This is a genomic window from Streptomyces sp. NBC_00727 (assembly GCF_045161745.1).
In the GTDB taxonomy this organism is placed as follows: domain Bacteria; phylum Actinomycetota; class Actinomycetes; order Streptomycetales; family Streptomycetaceae; genus Streptomyces.
In genome coordinates this window covers 4,606,458-4,618,992 of the sequence record NZ_CP108981.1, presented here as the reverse complement: position 1 = coordinate 4,618,992, position 12,535 = coordinate 4,606,458, and the positions used below count along the sequence as shown (strand labels likewise).

The 12,535-nt window shown below is 69.6% G+C and carries 16 protein-coding genes; 2 read left to right on the top strand and 14 right to left on the bottom strand.

All coding sequences use genetic code 11. The annotated features are described in order from the left end of the window. The first annotated feature begins 47 nt into the window (after positions 1-47). Positions 48-899, top strand: a complete 852-nt coding sequence (locus tag OG242_RS21035) for a DUF5753 domain-containing protein (RefSeq protein ID WP_405899636.1) — start codon at positions 48-50, stop codon at positions 897-899. A gap of 11 nt (positions 900-910) precedes the next feature. Further along, a complete protein-coding gene (locus OG242_RS21030) occupies positions 911-1,102 on the top strand; it encodes a hypothetical protein (protein ID WP_405899635.1) in 192 nt (63 codons plus the stop codon). Positions 1,103-1,384: 282 nt separating this feature from the next. On the opposite strand, the gene OG242_RS21025 is transcribed toward OG242_RS21030, so the two are convergent. From OG242_RS21025 to OG242_RS20960, 14 genes are all read right to left on the bottom strand, one after another. Next, complete coding sequence (locus OG242_RS21025) at positions 1,385-1,753, bottom strand: hypothetical protein (protein ID WP_405899634.1); 369 nt, start codon at positions 1,751-1,753, stop codon at positions 1,385-1,387. A 70-nt stretch (positions 1,754-1,823) separates the two neighbouring features. Beyond that, positions 1,824-2,822 (bottom strand): MarR family transcriptional regulator, encoded by a 999-nt coding sequence (locus OG242_RS21020; RefSeq protein ID WP_405899633.1) that lies wholly within the window; start codon positions 2,820-2,822, stop codon positions 1,824-1,826. Positions 2,823-3,202: 380 nt separating this feature from the next. Next, positions 3,203-3,808: an OmpA family protein gene (locus OG242_RS21015; RefSeq protein WP_405899632.1), complete on the bottom strand. Its 606-nt coding sequence runs from the start codon at positions 3,806-3,808 to the stop codon at positions 3,203-3,205. Positions 3,809-3,819: 11 nt separating this feature from the next. Continuing rightward, on the bottom strand, positions 3,820-4,422 hold the full coding sequence (locus OG242_RS21010) for a hypothetical protein (protein ID WP_405899631.1): 603 nt from the start codon (positions 4,420-4,422) through the stop codon (positions 3,820-3,822). Between the two features lie 33 nt (positions 4,423-4,455). After that, positions 4,456-5,088, bottom strand: a complete 633-nt coding sequence (locus tag OG242_RS21005; RefSeq protein WP_405899630.1) for a pilus assembly protein TadG-related protein — start codon at positions 5,086-5,088, stop codon at positions 4,456-4,458. Beyond that, entirely contained in the window at positions 5,085-5,354 is a 270-nt protein-coding gene (locus tag OG242_RS21000; protein ID WP_405899629.1) for a hypothetical protein, read from the bottom strand. The genes OG242_RS21005 and OG242_RS21000 overlap by 4 nt, the downstream gene beginning before the upstream one ends. A gap of 197 nt (positions 5,355-5,551) precedes the next feature. Beyond that, a complete protein-coding gene (locus OG242_RS20995; protein ID WP_405899628.1) occupies positions 5,552-6,439 on the bottom strand; it encodes a DUF5936 domain-containing protein in 888 nt (295 codons plus the stop codon). A 22-nt stretch (positions 6,440-6,461) separates the two neighbouring features. Continuing rightward, the gene (locus OG242_RS20990; RefSeq protein WP_405899627.1) at positions 6,462-7,400 is read right to left on the bottom strand and encodes a type II secretion system F family protein; all 939 of its coding nucleotides are present in this window, start codon (positions 7,398-7,400) and stop codon (positions 6,462-6,464) included. A 38-nt stretch (positions 7,401-7,438) separates the two neighbouring features. Next, positions 7,439-8,779 carry a CpaF family protein gene (locus OG242_RS20985; protein ID WP_405899626.1) on the bottom strand — a complete coding sequence of 447 codons (1,341 nt, stop codon included), beginning with the start codon at positions 8,777-8,779 and terminating at the stop codon, positions 7,439-7,441. A gap of 49 nt (positions 8,780-8,828) precedes the next feature. Then, on the bottom strand, positions 8,829-9,230 hold the full coding sequence (locus tag OG242_RS20980; protein ID WP_405899625.1) for a TadE/TadG family type IV pilus assembly protein: 402 nt from the start codon (positions 9,228-9,230) through the stop codon (positions 8,829-8,831). Continuing rightward, entirely contained in the window at positions 9,224-9,640 is a 417-nt protein-coding gene (locus tag OG242_RS20975) for a TadE/TadG family type IV pilus assembly protein (RefSeq protein WP_405899624.1), read from the bottom strand. Before OG242_RS20975 ends, OG242_RS20980 begins: the two co-directional genes overlap by 7 nt. Next, the gene (locus OG242_RS20970; protein ID WP_405899623.1) at positions 9,637-10,884 is read right to left on the bottom strand and encodes a CpaE family protein; all 1,248 of its coding nucleotides are present in this window, start codon (positions 10,882-10,884) and stop codon (positions 9,637-9,639) included. The genes OG242_RS20975 and OG242_RS20970 overlap by 4 nt, the downstream gene beginning before the upstream one ends. A gap of 7 nt (positions 10,885-10,891) precedes the next feature. Further along, on the bottom strand, positions 10,892-11,605 hold the full coding sequence (gene cpaB, locus OG242_RS20965) for a Flp pilus assembly protein CpaB (RefSeq protein WP_405899622.1): 714 nt from the start codon (positions 11,603-11,605) through the stop codon (positions 10,892-10,894). 66 nt (positions 11,606-11,671) lie between these two features. Beyond that, positions 11,672-12,508 carry a hypothetical protein gene (locus OG242_RS20960; protein ID WP_405901677.1) on the bottom strand — a complete coding sequence of 279 codons (837 nt, stop codon included), beginning with the start codon at positions 12,506-12,508 and terminating at the stop codon, positions 11,672-11,674. Positions 12,509-12,535: the final 27 nt, after the last annotated feature.

The following is a 12,535-nucleotide window of genomic DNA, read 5'->3' as shown; positions in this document are numbered from 1 at the left end:
TCTCGGCCGCGACAGACTGTCCCCATCGTCGGCGGAAGAAGGGCTCAATGCCGAGCAGTTCCACTCCCACAGAGCGCCAGAAGCGGCTGGGCGCCGAGTTGCGAAAGATGCGAGTCGCGGCAGAGGCGACCACAACGTACGCCGCAGGATTGCTGGGCATCGACCGTACGAAGATCTCCAACATGGAGGCCGGCGTCCGCCCGATCACCCCCGCCCGAATCCGCACTCTCGCCTGCAACTACGCCTGTGCGGACGGAGAATACGTCGATGCCCTGGTGCGGATGGCGGAACCGGCCGGGCCCGGGTGGTGGGAGAAGTACCGCGGCCAGCTTCCTTCGGGCCTTCTCGACATCGCCGAGCTCGAATGGCACGCCACTGGCATCCGCACGGCGCAGACCGTTCACCTGCCCGGCCTCCTACACACGGACGACTACGCCCGCGCGGTCTTCGGTGCCGTGCTTCCCAAGCTTTCCCCGCTGGAGGTCGAACTGCGAGTTGCCCACAGGATCGACCGGCAACGGGTGCTCGACAGCCAACCGCCCGTACCGTACGCGGGCTACGTACACGAAGCCGCTCTGCGCATGGAGTTCGGTGGCCCGCAGGCTACGAAGGCACAGCTCCGGCACCTCTGTGAGATGTCCGAGCGCGAGCACATCGACATCCGCGTCATCCCGGTCAGCTGCGGCGCGTTCCCCGGTGCCGGGCACGCCCTTCTCTACGCCCATGGCGCCGTGCCTCAACTGGACACCGTTCAGCTCGACTCCGCGCACGGCCCGGAATTCATGCATGCTGACGGACAGTTGACGAAATACCGGGCCCACTTGGACTGGCTGGAGGCCGCGTCTCTGGACTCGGCCGACTCGCGGGACTTCATTCACGCCGTCTCGAACCGACTGTGAGGACGTACGACATGACAGCGATCGACTGGGAAGACGCCTTCTGTGGGGAAGGAAACAACTGTTTCCGCCTGGGTACGGACTCCGAGGGAAACGGCTACATCGCCGTCGCCGGTGACGAGGCGCACGCCCTCACCGACAGCCGCGAGGCCCTCGCGCAGATGATCCGGGACATCAAGGCCGGCAAGGCGGACCACCTGCTCTGACGTCCGCTTCCGGGCGCGACGTTCGCTTCGGCTTTCCGACCCTGCAAGCCTCACGTCGCAGAGCGACCGGGCGACGTTGCCAGGACCCTGGGGCCGTTCCGCCTCGCGGGGCGGCCACGCCGGGAGCGGGGATCGGGCACCTCCTCCAGGAAGAACCGCAAGACGGACACGCCGTCCCTGCAGGGAGCGAACCCGGCTTGGCCAACACGACAGGGACTGGGAAGACGAGACAGCGGACACGGGAACTTGGGCGAGCCCTGGCACGTGGCAGGGCTCGCCCGCTCAAGCGCAGAGCCGTTTGAAGGCGCTCGCACCCGGCCGGGCGCGGAAGGGGACCTCATGGCCGGCATCGTCGGTGAAGACGGCCTCACTGTCGGACTTCAAGGTCATCGTGCCGCGCTGGGTGGGATTTCCCCATCCAGCGGGCGGGTTGCCCGAACCATCGGAGAGCGGGCTTTCCGCCTCGAAGTACGTTGAGCCGATGCGGGCTTCGTCGATCCCGCAATGTGTGTAGAGGTCCAAGGGCACGGTCCGACTGGACGGTGCCGACCGGACAGGCTCCTTGTCGTCACCGCTGGCCGTGCCGCAGCCTGTCAGTACCCCGGCAGCCAGCACAACAGCGCCGACGGCCTTCCCGATTCGTTCAGCCACGGCCTTCTGACGCACAGGCCGGGTAGGCGGTTCCACGGCTTCTCCCACTCGCGCGCGGTCGTCGGGGCGTTCAGCGGGCTCTCAGTTGGGCGCGGAGGTGTTGTACGTGGGCCTGGATGTCGCGGCCGGGGTTGGGGGGCTCCTCGGGGGTCGGGATGGCGGGGCCGTGGGTACTGCGGAGGCAGGGGCCGCAGAGGCCGTCGCGGAATACCTCGGGCGGGCCGGGTGTGCGGCAGTCGGCGCACTCGATCATCAGGTGGCGGACGGGTGCGGCCTGCGGGACGGGGGCGGGGAGGTTCGGCGGGAGCTTGTTGACGAGTCGGCGGCGGACGAAGCCGACGGGTGAGTCGACGGCTTCGGGGAGTCCGGCGGCGAGGGCGTGGGTGAGGTAGTTCGCGTCCGCGCCGCGTGCGAACCACTGGGCGGCCAGCTCTTCCAGTGCCGCGCAGTCGGCGGCGGACAGGGCCAGGCGGGGATCGGTACGGCCCAGTTCCGCCAGGGCGAGGTACGCGGGCGAGGGGGCCTGCGGCGCCTGGGCGCGCTGTTGCGGCAGGGCCGGGGCGGCGGGTGCCGGGGGCTCCGGCGCGTCCGGCGCTTCCGTGGCGGCGGGTTCGGCCGGGCCCCAGGGCGGCGGCGGGCCCACGGGCGGCTGTGGGGCGCAGTGGGTCTCCTCGGCGGCGAGGAAGGTGGTCCACCACTCGTTGTCGCGGGCTGTGCGCGACCAGAAGGTGCGGGTGACCCAGCGGATGCCCTCGCCGTCACCGACCGCGCACCGGACCTGGCGCAGGTGGCCGGCCACGGCCAGGGCCCGCAGTGCGCTGCCTACTGCCATCTGCCCGTACAGGGGCTGGCACTTGGCCAGGGACTTGATGTGCATCGCCGCACCGTCGGGAAGCGTGTCGACGTACCCGGCGATGTACCGCTCCCGCTCCGGGAGGAACGCGAAGTCGTCGGCGCGGGGTTGGCGTTGGTTCGGGATGGCTCGCTTGCCGTAGCCGGGACTGGCCTTCGGATACGGGGCCGAGCGAGCGGACGTCGGCAGGGCGGGGCTAAGGTTTTGGGTAGCCACGAGATCGTCTTTCTTGGTTTGCGATCTTGGGGTCAGACCCCGGCCGGTGGTGAACACACCGCGTCGGGGTCGTTTCGTCTGGCGGCACCGTAAGCAGCCGCGACGCCGCGTTGCAAGTCAGTCACGGATAGTCATACTTGCTCGCCGTGACGGGGTAGGGAGGGAGGGAGGTTTTCCCCCACCCCCCTTCTTCTACCTACCGGTTGTACAACAGCGCTCGACTCTCGAAGCCCGGGTCTCGACGCCCGACTCCCGGGTCCCAAGACTCGGGCGGAGTGCCCTCTCCGTACACACGAAAGAGGGAACGGAACCGCCCCGAGGCTCGCACCCCGAGACCCGGGATCCGAGACCCGAACTGCTGGAGTGGCCGGCGGTGAGCGTCAGCTCTGCGAGCCGGATTCGCCGCGCTGGAAGGAGACCTCCACGCGGCGGTTCTTCCGGCGGCCCTCCTCGTCGTCGTTGCTCGCGATCGGGTAGTCCTCGCCGTAGCCCCGGATCTCGAACGTGATCCCGGTGCCGCCGAGCGCCTCGTCCAGCACGTTGTGGACGGACTCGGCGCGCTTCTTGGACAGCACGTCGCCGTGCTCGGACGAGCCGAGGTCGTCGGTGAACCCGAAGACGCGGACCTTTTGGGCGTCCTGCTTCTTGATCTCCTCGGCGATGGCGTTGATCCGCCCCTCGGCCTCGCCGCTCAGCTTGGCGCTGTCCTTGCCGAAGAGCACTTCCGCCTGGAGCGCGAACTTGATGTTCGCGTTGGTGTCCTCCCGACGCTCCTCGCCGCCGAGGTCCTCGATGACGGACTTGATGTCGAGGACCTTGGGCGGGGCGAGGGTGGCCCCCTCGGGGAGCTTGAGGTCGGAGTCGGTCGGGTCGACCTCGACGGGGGGCTCGGCGGAGGCGGAGGGGTAGGGGCTGTCGTCGGCGAATGCCTGCGGGGCCCCGAGGACTCCCAGTGCGACCACCCCGGCGAGGACGGTTGTCGCCATGCTGCGGGGGGTCATCCGGAGATCTCGATCGTCGCCGAACTGAAACCCGGAAACTGAACGCTCACCTCGGTGGTCGTCGGAGCCGGTGCCGGAAACTGTGCGAAGAAGGGAAGGCTCGCGCCCGCGTCGATTCCTGAGTCGTAGTTCGTCGTGGTCAGCGGACGGTTGTCAGTGTCCCGGAGCACGTAGTAGCGCTTCTTCGCCTGGGAATCGACCAGTGTCATCGCGGCCAGAGAGGGGCCCGTCCCGACGACCGCTTCCTCTTTGCCGCTCCACTCGACCGGCGTGACCACGCGACTGCCGGAGGTGTTCTTCAGCTCGCCCGTCAGCGTGAGGAAGCCGCCCTTGTCACGTCCGGCGGTGTGGATCACCATGTCGATGCCCATTCCGCCCTTGACAGTCGCAAGGATCTTGCTGCTGTCCGGTCCCGATTCGCCCTCTCCGGTCGCCGTCTTGTCACCGGCCTTGGACGCTGCGGACGAGCTCGAAGGAGCCTTGTTCCCAGCGTTGTCCTTGTCGTCGCCGCCGCAAGCGGCCACGGACAGGGTCAACGTCCCGATCAGCAATGCTGCGGCACCGGTTCGGCGCATGCTTCTCACGTACCGAATACTCATTGCTCCAGATCCTTTGCGTTCACTCGCGATCGGTCAGTTTTCGGCCAGATGGACGGAAAAGAGATCAGCCATGTCAGGCATGGATTCCGTTCCTTCGGGATCGATCCCCCATTCCAAGCCGTCGTCACAGCGAACCCTGCCGATCGGCGTATCCGGCGTGTCCGGGGTCGGGTCCGGGCCTTCGTCCGGGTCACTGTCCGGGGCCGGAATGAACGTGCAGCGTGGTTCGACAACAGCCACGGCCACGGCCTTCGCCTTCTTTCCCGCGGTGCCCGGAATGACGTTCGTGCTCATGCCCTTGTCGGACGTCAGGCTGACCTCGTAGCCCCACCTGCCGTCGGTCAGTGGTCGGCATCGAACACCGCTTGCCTTGTTCAGGGCGGCGAACTCGGATGCCTTCCCACACGCTGCGCCGGGCACTCCGGCGAAGGCGGCGTTGAACACGGAGTCAAGGTAGTCGGGGTCTGCGAGGTGGGCCTCCAGATCTGGTGCGAGCAGGCTGCGCGATTCTTTGGCCGCCGCCAACGCCGCGGCGTCGGCCGCGCCCTGCGCACCATTGCGCTGAATGTCGGCTTCGCCGAACGTCAAGAAGATCAACGCAACGAAGAGCAGGCCCGTCACCGCTGCGATGTACAGCGGTGTGGCCTGCCCCGACTCGCACTTCACCCCTTCGATCCCCCGCCCGGTCCCCCGCCCGATCCCCCGTTGAGAACAGAGTCGATCTTCGCCTTGAACTTCGTGGCGATCGTCGTACCGAGGTTCGTGCTCATCAGCGCGATCACGATCGCAACCACGAGGATGGTGATGCCGACATACTCGATCGCGCCCTGCCCCTTGTCGCTGCGGCGCTTGACCGCATCCATGACGGTGTTCTTCCAACCGTTGACGTACGTCCGCGTGGTGACAACAGCCTGCAGCATCATGTCCGTCATGGTGCCCCCTCCCATTTCGACCGACCGGGAATCGGTCGTTGGTCGATGCCGATGAAACAAACGGCGGTGATCCACTGATGGGATATGCCCGACACGATCAGATCCATCACCTTCACCTCCCGCCCGCTCAGCTCCGAATGTCCCACAAGTGGCCCCGGGGCGCGGCATTTCGGGACGACCGATCCGCTGTCCCCGGCTCAGTTGCCGAAGATTCCGTTGATGCTGACGTTCGCCGCGTAGTAGAAGCCCACCGCGATCAGGATGATCGTGCCCGGGAGCATGAAGCTCGTGACGATCAACGTGGCCTTCGGGATGGCCTTGGCCGCCTTGCGGCGGGCGTTCTGGGCGTCCGTGCGGCGCATGTCGTTGGCGATCTGGATCAGGGTGTCGACGATGGGGGCGCCCAGTTCCTCGCCCTGTTGGAGGGCGGAGACGAACATGGAGACCTGTTCGGACTCGTTGCGGCGGCGGAGCTGGTCGAAGGCCTCACGCCTGCTGACGCCCATGTCCATCTGGCGCAGGGTGATCCGCAGTTCGTCGGACCACGGCCCGGTGTACTTCTCGGAGACCCGCTCCAGGGCCTGCCGGAAGCCGAGTCCGGCGGAGACGACGACCGCGAGGACGTCGAGGAAGTCGGGCAGGGTGCGCTCGATGTCGTCCTTGCGGCGGCTGATCGCGGCCCGGATGATCACGTCCGTCCAGAACAGCCCGTAGACGAGCAGGACGATCGCGAGGACCACCTGCCCGTTCATCAGCATGGACAGGGCCGCCAGGATGCCGAGGCCGCCGTAGACCGCGCGCCGGGCGGCGTAGCGGTCGACGGTCAGGCCGCGCGGGTTGCCGGCCATGTCGAGCTTGCGGCGGATCCGGTCGACGCGCCTGGGGCCCATCATGGACAGGACCCGGGGGGCGTACCGCATTCCGATCCGGTCGATCGCCGAGCCGGCGGCGGTGGTGCGGGTGGCGCCGATCTCCAGGGCGACGGCCAGGTCGCCGGGGAGCTTGGCCTCGGCGCGGTACATGCGGACGCCCTGGAAGGCGCCGAGTACGGCTAGTGCGATGACGGCCGCGAGCAGGATCTCCATGTGCGTTTCCCCTTTCCGGCCGTCAGATGCGGACGCGGGTGAGGCGGTTGATGAGGAAGAAGCCGAGGCCGTAGAGGCCGGCGGCCACGACGACGGCGATGCGGCCGGGCGTGGCCGCGGCCATGTCGTCGAGTGCGCCGCCCCGCATGCCGTTGATGATGAGCAGGAAGGCGAGTCCGAGCACGGGGACGGCGACTGCTGTGACCTTGACCTGGGAGAGCAGGGTGGTGACCTCGCGCCGGGTCTCCTTGCGCTCCTCCAGGGTGTTGGTCAGGTTGCGCAGCGAGGAGACGATGGTGCCGCCCGCCCGGTTGGAGAGGATGAGGGTGGAGACGAGGACGGTCAGCTCGCGGGAGGGCAGCCGTTCCACGAGTTCGTTGAGGGCGTCGTCGAGGGAGTGGCCGATGGCCAGGCGGTCGGCGACCCGGCGCAGTTCCTCGTGGGCGGGGTCGTCCAGTTCCTCGACGGCCATGGAGATGGCGGTGCGCAGGGCGAGGCCGGCCTGGGTGGCGTTGGCGAGGACCCGGGTGAGTTCGGGGAGCTGGCCGATGAACGCCTCGGTGCGTTTGGCGCGCTGCCAGTTGAGGAAGGCGTTGCCGCCCCAGGCGCCGATGAGGACGGCGAGGAGGCCGAAGAAGGACGCGAAGACGGCCGCCGTGACGAAGTAGAGCGCGAGCAGGGCCGCGACGACGTAGACGGCGTACTCCCCCGGCGTGAGGTCGAGGCCGGTGACGGCGAGCTTGCGTTCGATGCGCTTGCCGAGCCGGGTCCTGCGCAGCCGCCGGTCGATGGACCGGAAGCGGCGGGCGCGGCCCGTGGCGGACGGTGGCCCGGTCAGGGACAGTCGGTCGATCAGCGCCCGTTGCTGTTCCCTGCCCGAGGCGAGGACATGCAGGCCGACGACGGCGAGCACGCAGGCGAGCAGGGTCACGCCGACCGTCAGGAGCGGGAGGTTGTCCATGTCGGGAGGGCCTTCTGAGTGAGCGGAGGGGGCAGGGGTCAGGCGGTGGAGGTGCGGATGAGGAGGTGTTCGTCGGTGTCGGCGACTCCGAAGGCGGCCGGGACCGTCTCGTTCGCCATGTAGAAGCGTTCGGCGACCCGGCGCGGCACCGGGAAGTACGCGAAGCGCCCGTACACGCGTCCGTCGGCGGCCATCGGGAGGGCGTCGAAGCGGCAGACGGAGACGATGCGGTAGTCCTCGCGGCCGTACGAGTCGACGACGGCGATCTCGGTGACGCGGCGGGAGCCGTCGCCGTGCCGGGTCAGCTGGATGATGACGTCGACGGCGCTGTTGATCTGGTCGTGGATCGCGGCGAACGGGATCTCGACCTCGGACATGGAGCTGAGGGTCTGCAGCCGCATCAGCGCGTCCTCCGCGCTGTTGGCATGGACGGTGGCGAGCGAGCCGTCGTGGCCGGTGGACATGGCCTGGAGCATGTCCAGGGTCTCGCCGCCGCGGACCTCGCCGACGATGATGCGGTCGGGCCGCATGCGCAGCGAGTTGCGGACGAGGTCGCGGATGGTGACCCGGCCCTTGCCCTCCACGTTGGGCGGGCGGCTCTCGAGCGTGATGACGTGGGTCTGCTGGAGCTGGAGTTCGGCGGAGTCCTCGATGGTGACGATGCGTTCGCCGCCGGGGATCAGCCCGGAGAGCGCGTTGAGCAGGGTGGTCTTGCCGGTGCCGGTGGCGCCGGAGACGATCACGTTGAACTTGGCGCGGACGAAGCCGGCGAGCAGGACCAGCATGTGTTCGTCCAGCGAGCCGAGGGTGATCATCTCCTGGAGCGTGAAGGCGCGGGGGAAGCGCCGGATGGTGAGGATCGGACCTGACAGGGAGAGCGGCGGGATGATCACGTTGACGCGCTCGCCCGAGGGGAGCCGGGCGTCGACCATCGGGTTGGACTCGTCCACGCGGCGGTTGACCGTTGAGACGATGCGTTCGATGGTCTGCATCAGCTGCTCGTTGGACGAGAAGCGCATCGGGAGGAGTTCGAGGCGGCCGCCTCGCTCCACGTAGACCTGGTCGGGGCCGTTGACCATGATCTCGCTGATGGATGCGTCCTCCAGGAGCGGTTCGAGGATGCCGAGCCCGAGTGCCTCGTCGACGACGCGCCGGATGAGCTGCGAGCGCTCCACGGAGGACAGGACGGGGCCCTCGCGGCTGATGATGTGGCCGAGGACGCGTTCGAGCCGTGCCCGGCGTTCGGCCGCCGCGAGGGCGGACATCTCGGCGAGGTCGATCTCCTCCAGGAGCTTGGCGCGGTAGACGCCGACGAGCCGGCTCTCCTCGCTCGTCCCGTTCGCCGGTTCGGGACTGGTGATGCGCGCCCGCAGGCTCATGTGATCGACTCCCTCGTTTCCCGTGGCCGCATGGTCAGTCTGTTCCGGGTCAGTCGCTCGGCATGGTGGCGCTCTTCTCGACGGAGCCGAAGGAGAACATCGGCAGCAGAGCGGGGACGGAAACCCGCACGGTCACGGTGACCGATTCCGCGCCGGCCCCGGTGCTGACCGTCGCCCCGTCCGCGAGCCAGCCGCTCATGGACTCCCGGGCCACCGCGCCCGCCCGGCCCGTCTGGTGGTCGGTCGAGGCGACCCGGGCCGCCGCCCGCGCGGCCGTACCCGCCTGCTGGGCCGCGTACACGGCGAGGCCGAGCTGGACCACGGCCAGCGCGACGACGAGGAGCAGGGTGAGCACGCCGACGTACTCGATGGCGGCCTGCCCGCCCTGCCGGGTGCCCGTGGTGCGCCGCCCCCCGCGCTGCCGCGTGCCCGTGGGGCGTCGTCTCACCATGCGTCACGCCCCTCGTTCCTGGCCTTGGCCTCGCCCGTGGCGTGCATGGGCAGGCTGAACGCCCCGGGGATCAGCAGGGGTACGTCGATGCGCACGGTCGCGGTGACCAGCTCGCCGGACCCGCCGCACTCCACCTGCGTCGACCAGGCGCTCGGGACGTCCTCGCGCACCGCCCGCGCGCAGGCCGCGCCCTTGTCGCCCTCCGCTACGGCGGCGGCCCTGACGGCCTTGTCGGCGGCGTTCCCCGCCAGGATGTACGTGTAGCAGACCATCGCGGCCTGCCAGAGCAGCGCGAGGGTGAGGAGGATCAGGGGCAGGGTGCCGACGAACTCGATGGCGGTCTGGCCCCGGTCGGCGCGGGGGCGGTGCGTGGCGCGTCCTCGTCGCCGGTCCGCTCGCAAGAGGGTCACTTCGCACGCCTCCCCCGGCCGCCCGACGCGGCCCGCTCCCCCTTCGTCCTGCCCGCCCGGGTGGCCCCGTCCGCGTTCTTGACCAGACCGAGGTCTCCGGCCAGCCCCCAGAGTGCCTGCTTCACCGTGGACTTGGCGTCCAGGTCGTGGAGCCGCCCGGCGTCCACCACGGCCTGGAGCTCCTTGAAGTTGGCCGGGACCGCGATCCGCGCGACCCTGGTGGCCGTGATCCGCTCGACCAGCGAGGGCTGGATCTCCGTGTGGCGGGTGTGGCGGTTGACGACGGTGACGGTCTCCTCGGCCTTGCGGACCTGGAGCCGGTCCCAGAGCCGGACCATGCGCTTGGCGGCCCGGACGGTGATCACGTCCGGGGTGGTGACCAGCAGGGTCAGGTCCGCCATCTCGACCGCCGCCGCGTTGGCCGAGTTCATGTACGTACCGCAGTCGACGACGACGATCTCGTAGCGGTGGCGCAGGGCGCTGAGCGTCTGGCGTACGACGCGGTCGGTGACGTCCTCGCCGCGCTCGCCCTCGGCCGGCGCGAGGAGCAGGGCGAGGCCGGACTCGTGGTTGTACAGGGCGTCCTGGAGGACCCGGGGCGAGATGTCCTGGATGGTGGCGAGGTCGACGACGGACCGGCGGAACTGCACGTCGAGGTAGGAGGCGACGTCCCCGGACTGGAGGTCGAGGTCGGCGAGGGCGACGGTGTGCCCGGACGCGGCGGCGGCCAGGGCCAGCTGGACGGCGGTGACGGTGGTGCCGACGCCGCCCTTGGCACCGCTGACCGTGACGAGCGTGCCGCCGGGTCCTGTGAGGGCCTCGGCGCCGGCCCCGAGGTGGCGGCGGACGCCGACGGACCAGCCGGAGGCGGCCTGGACGCGCTGGGCGAGTTCCTCGTACGAGAGGGGCAGGCCGACCAGGCCGCGTGCGCCGGAGTCCATGGCGGCCGAGTAGAGCCCGGGGCTGGTGTCGGCGGTGATGAGGACGACGCCGACGGCCGGGAAGCGCAGGGCCACTTCCCGGATCAGCTCCAGGGCCGGGACGGGGCCGATCCGTTCGTGCACGAGGACGACCTCGGGCAGCTCGTCCAGGGATTCGGCGGCGAGGCGGGCGAGGGTGTCGAGCAGTGAGGTGGAGTCGCCGAGCGGCGCGGCGGGCTCCGCGTCGGGGAGCTGGCCGAGCAGCGTGGTGACGGCTCGGGCGGCGTCGGCCTCGCCCACGGCCGGGAGGATGCGTGTGCTCATCCGGTCCTCACTTGTTCTTGTCTTCGTCGAGGTTGTAGCTGCCCTCGCCCGGGCGCAGGGTGGTCGGGCTGCCGGCGGGGAGCAGGGCGAGGCGTACGTGCTCGGCGAAGGACTCCGCGTAGGCGACCCGCTGGGCGTCGTCGGTCGTCAGGGCGAAGGTGATCGGGACGGCCTCGGTGGGGCCGTCGCCGCGGTCCTCCGGCTTGGGTTCGAGCGAGGTGAGCGTGCCGACGTCGATGACCTTGGCGTTGGCCACGATGACCCGGGAGGTGGGTGCGTCCTTCTCGGTGCGGCCGGCGAACGTGGCGTAGATGTTGACGAGGTTGCCGGGCCGGATCTTGCCCGCGACTCCGGTCGCCGCGTCGATCATGATGGCGATCTCCTGCTGCCCCTTCTCCAGCTGGGGGCGGTCGACCAGCATGTCGTCCTGGAGCAGGGAGCCCTTGTGCAGTTCGGTGACGGCGATCTTGCCGCGGAGGGCGGAGAGGTCGGTGACGGCGTTCTTGGAGAGCCAGCGCTTCGGCATCGAGATCTTCTCGAACTGGCCGGCCTCCAGGGGCCGGTAGGGCGTGATGGTGGTCTTCACCCGGTACGCGGTCACCTCGGGGCCGACCTTCGAGTTCACGTCACCTATCACGAAGATCACACCGGCGAAGGCCGCGAAGGCGCACAGGACCGACAGGAGGAGCAGGATGACGCCGCGGCGTTGCCGTGAGTTCATGGGCGGGGCAACCTCGTTGGGGTATGTGGGCCGACGGGCGGAACGGAGCGGTGCTGCCGGGGTGGCTCAGGGGTTCAGGGCGGCGGGTCCGCGCGTGCGGTGCCCGGGCGGATTCAGCGGGGCGTTGCACAGGCCGCAGCGGTCGCCGATGAGTTCGTTTCCGCACCAGGTACAGACCTCTCTGCGCACCGAGGAGACCAGTTGGTAGATCAGCGAGATGTCGGGCAGGTAGGCGGCGAACTCGATCATCTTCGGGGTGCCCCACCAGCCGGGCGACTCGTCGGGCAGCACGGCCTCGTGCACCGCCGTCGCCTGCCAGGCCGGGGCCAGCGTCCCGGTGACCCACTCGGACTGCGACTGCCCGCGGGCGACGAGGAGGTGCGTGGCGTACTGGGGGCCCGTGAGCTCGCCCGTACCGATCCTGACCAGCTGGGGTGCCGGGTGGGCCAGTACCCCGAACTGGGCGCCGGGCACCCAGGACTTGGCGTGCGACTTGAGGCCGACCGGCACCCGGTCCAGCCTGGTCACGGAGTGGAGCAGCGCCCCGGCGTGCACGTAGTGGGAGAGCAGCCTCGCGGCGGAGGCGATCACGCCGGCGCTGAAGTCGCAGACGGACAACTGGCGTAACTGGCGTACCAGTACGGCCACTCCGAGCGGCGGCAGGTCGGATTTGAGCAGGGCGATCCGGTCGCTCTCCAGCACCGCGCGGACGGTGTGCAGGCGGCGCTCGTGCGCGGGCGCGATGCCGGACGGGTAGACGGCGATGACGTGTCCGTGCTGCTCCAGGAGGAGTTGCATGTCGGCGAGCGCCTGGTCGAGGGACTGTTCACCGGGGGCGCGCAGGACGACCGCCGGGGGTGTCTGCTGGTCCTGCGGGGGCAGCACGAGGCCGGGACCGGTCACTGCTATTGCTGTCGGCACGCCGCTCCC

Excerpts from the sequence above, each read along its gene's own strand:
- OG242_RS21010 (WP_405899631.1), bottom strand. The coding sequence starts at position 4,422 with ATGAGTATTCGGTACGTGAGAAGCATGCGCCGAACCGGTGCCGCAGCA.
- OG242_RS20990 (WP_405899627.1), bottom strand. The coding sequence starts at position 7,400 with ATGGACAACCTCCCGCTCCTGACGGTCGGCGTGACCCTGCTCGCCTGC.
- OG242_RS21000 (WP_405899629.1), bottom strand. The coding sequence starts at position 5,354 with ATGACGGACATGATGCTGCAGGCTGTTGTCACCACGCGGACGTACGTC.
- OG242_RS20995 (WP_405899628.1), bottom strand. The coding sequence starts at position 6,439 with ATGGAGATCCTGCTCGCGGCCGTCATCGCACTAGCCGTACTCGGCGCC.
- OG242_RS21035 (WP_405899636.1), top strand. The coding sequence starts at position 48 with ATGCCGAGCAGTTCCACTCCCACAGAGCGCCAGAAGCGGCTGGGCGCC.
- OG242_RS21015 (WP_405899632.1), bottom strand. The coding sequence starts at position 3,808 with ATGGCGACAACCGTCCTCGCCGGGGTGGTCGCACTGGGAGTCCTCGGG.
- OG242_RS21030 (WP_405899635.1), top strand. The coding sequence starts at position 911 with ATGACAGCGATCGACTGGGAAGACGCCTTCTGTGGGGAAGGAAACAAC.
- OG242_RS20970 (WP_405899623.1), bottom strand. The coding sequence starts at position 10,884 with ATGAGCACACGCATCCTCCCGGCCGTGGGCGAGGCCGACGCCGCCCGA.
- cpaB (WP_405899622.1), bottom strand. The coding sequence starts at position 11,605 with ATGAACTCACGGCAACGCCGCGGCGTCATCCTGCTCCTCCTGTCGGTC.
- OG242_RS20980 (WP_405899625.1), bottom strand. The coding sequence starts at position 9,230 with ATGGTGAGACGACGCCCCACGGGCACGCGGCAGCGCGGGGGGCGGCGC.
- OG242_RS20985 (WP_405899626.1), bottom strand. The coding sequence starts at position 8,779 with ATGAGCCTGCGGGCGCGCATCACCAGTCCCGAACCGGCGAACGGGACG.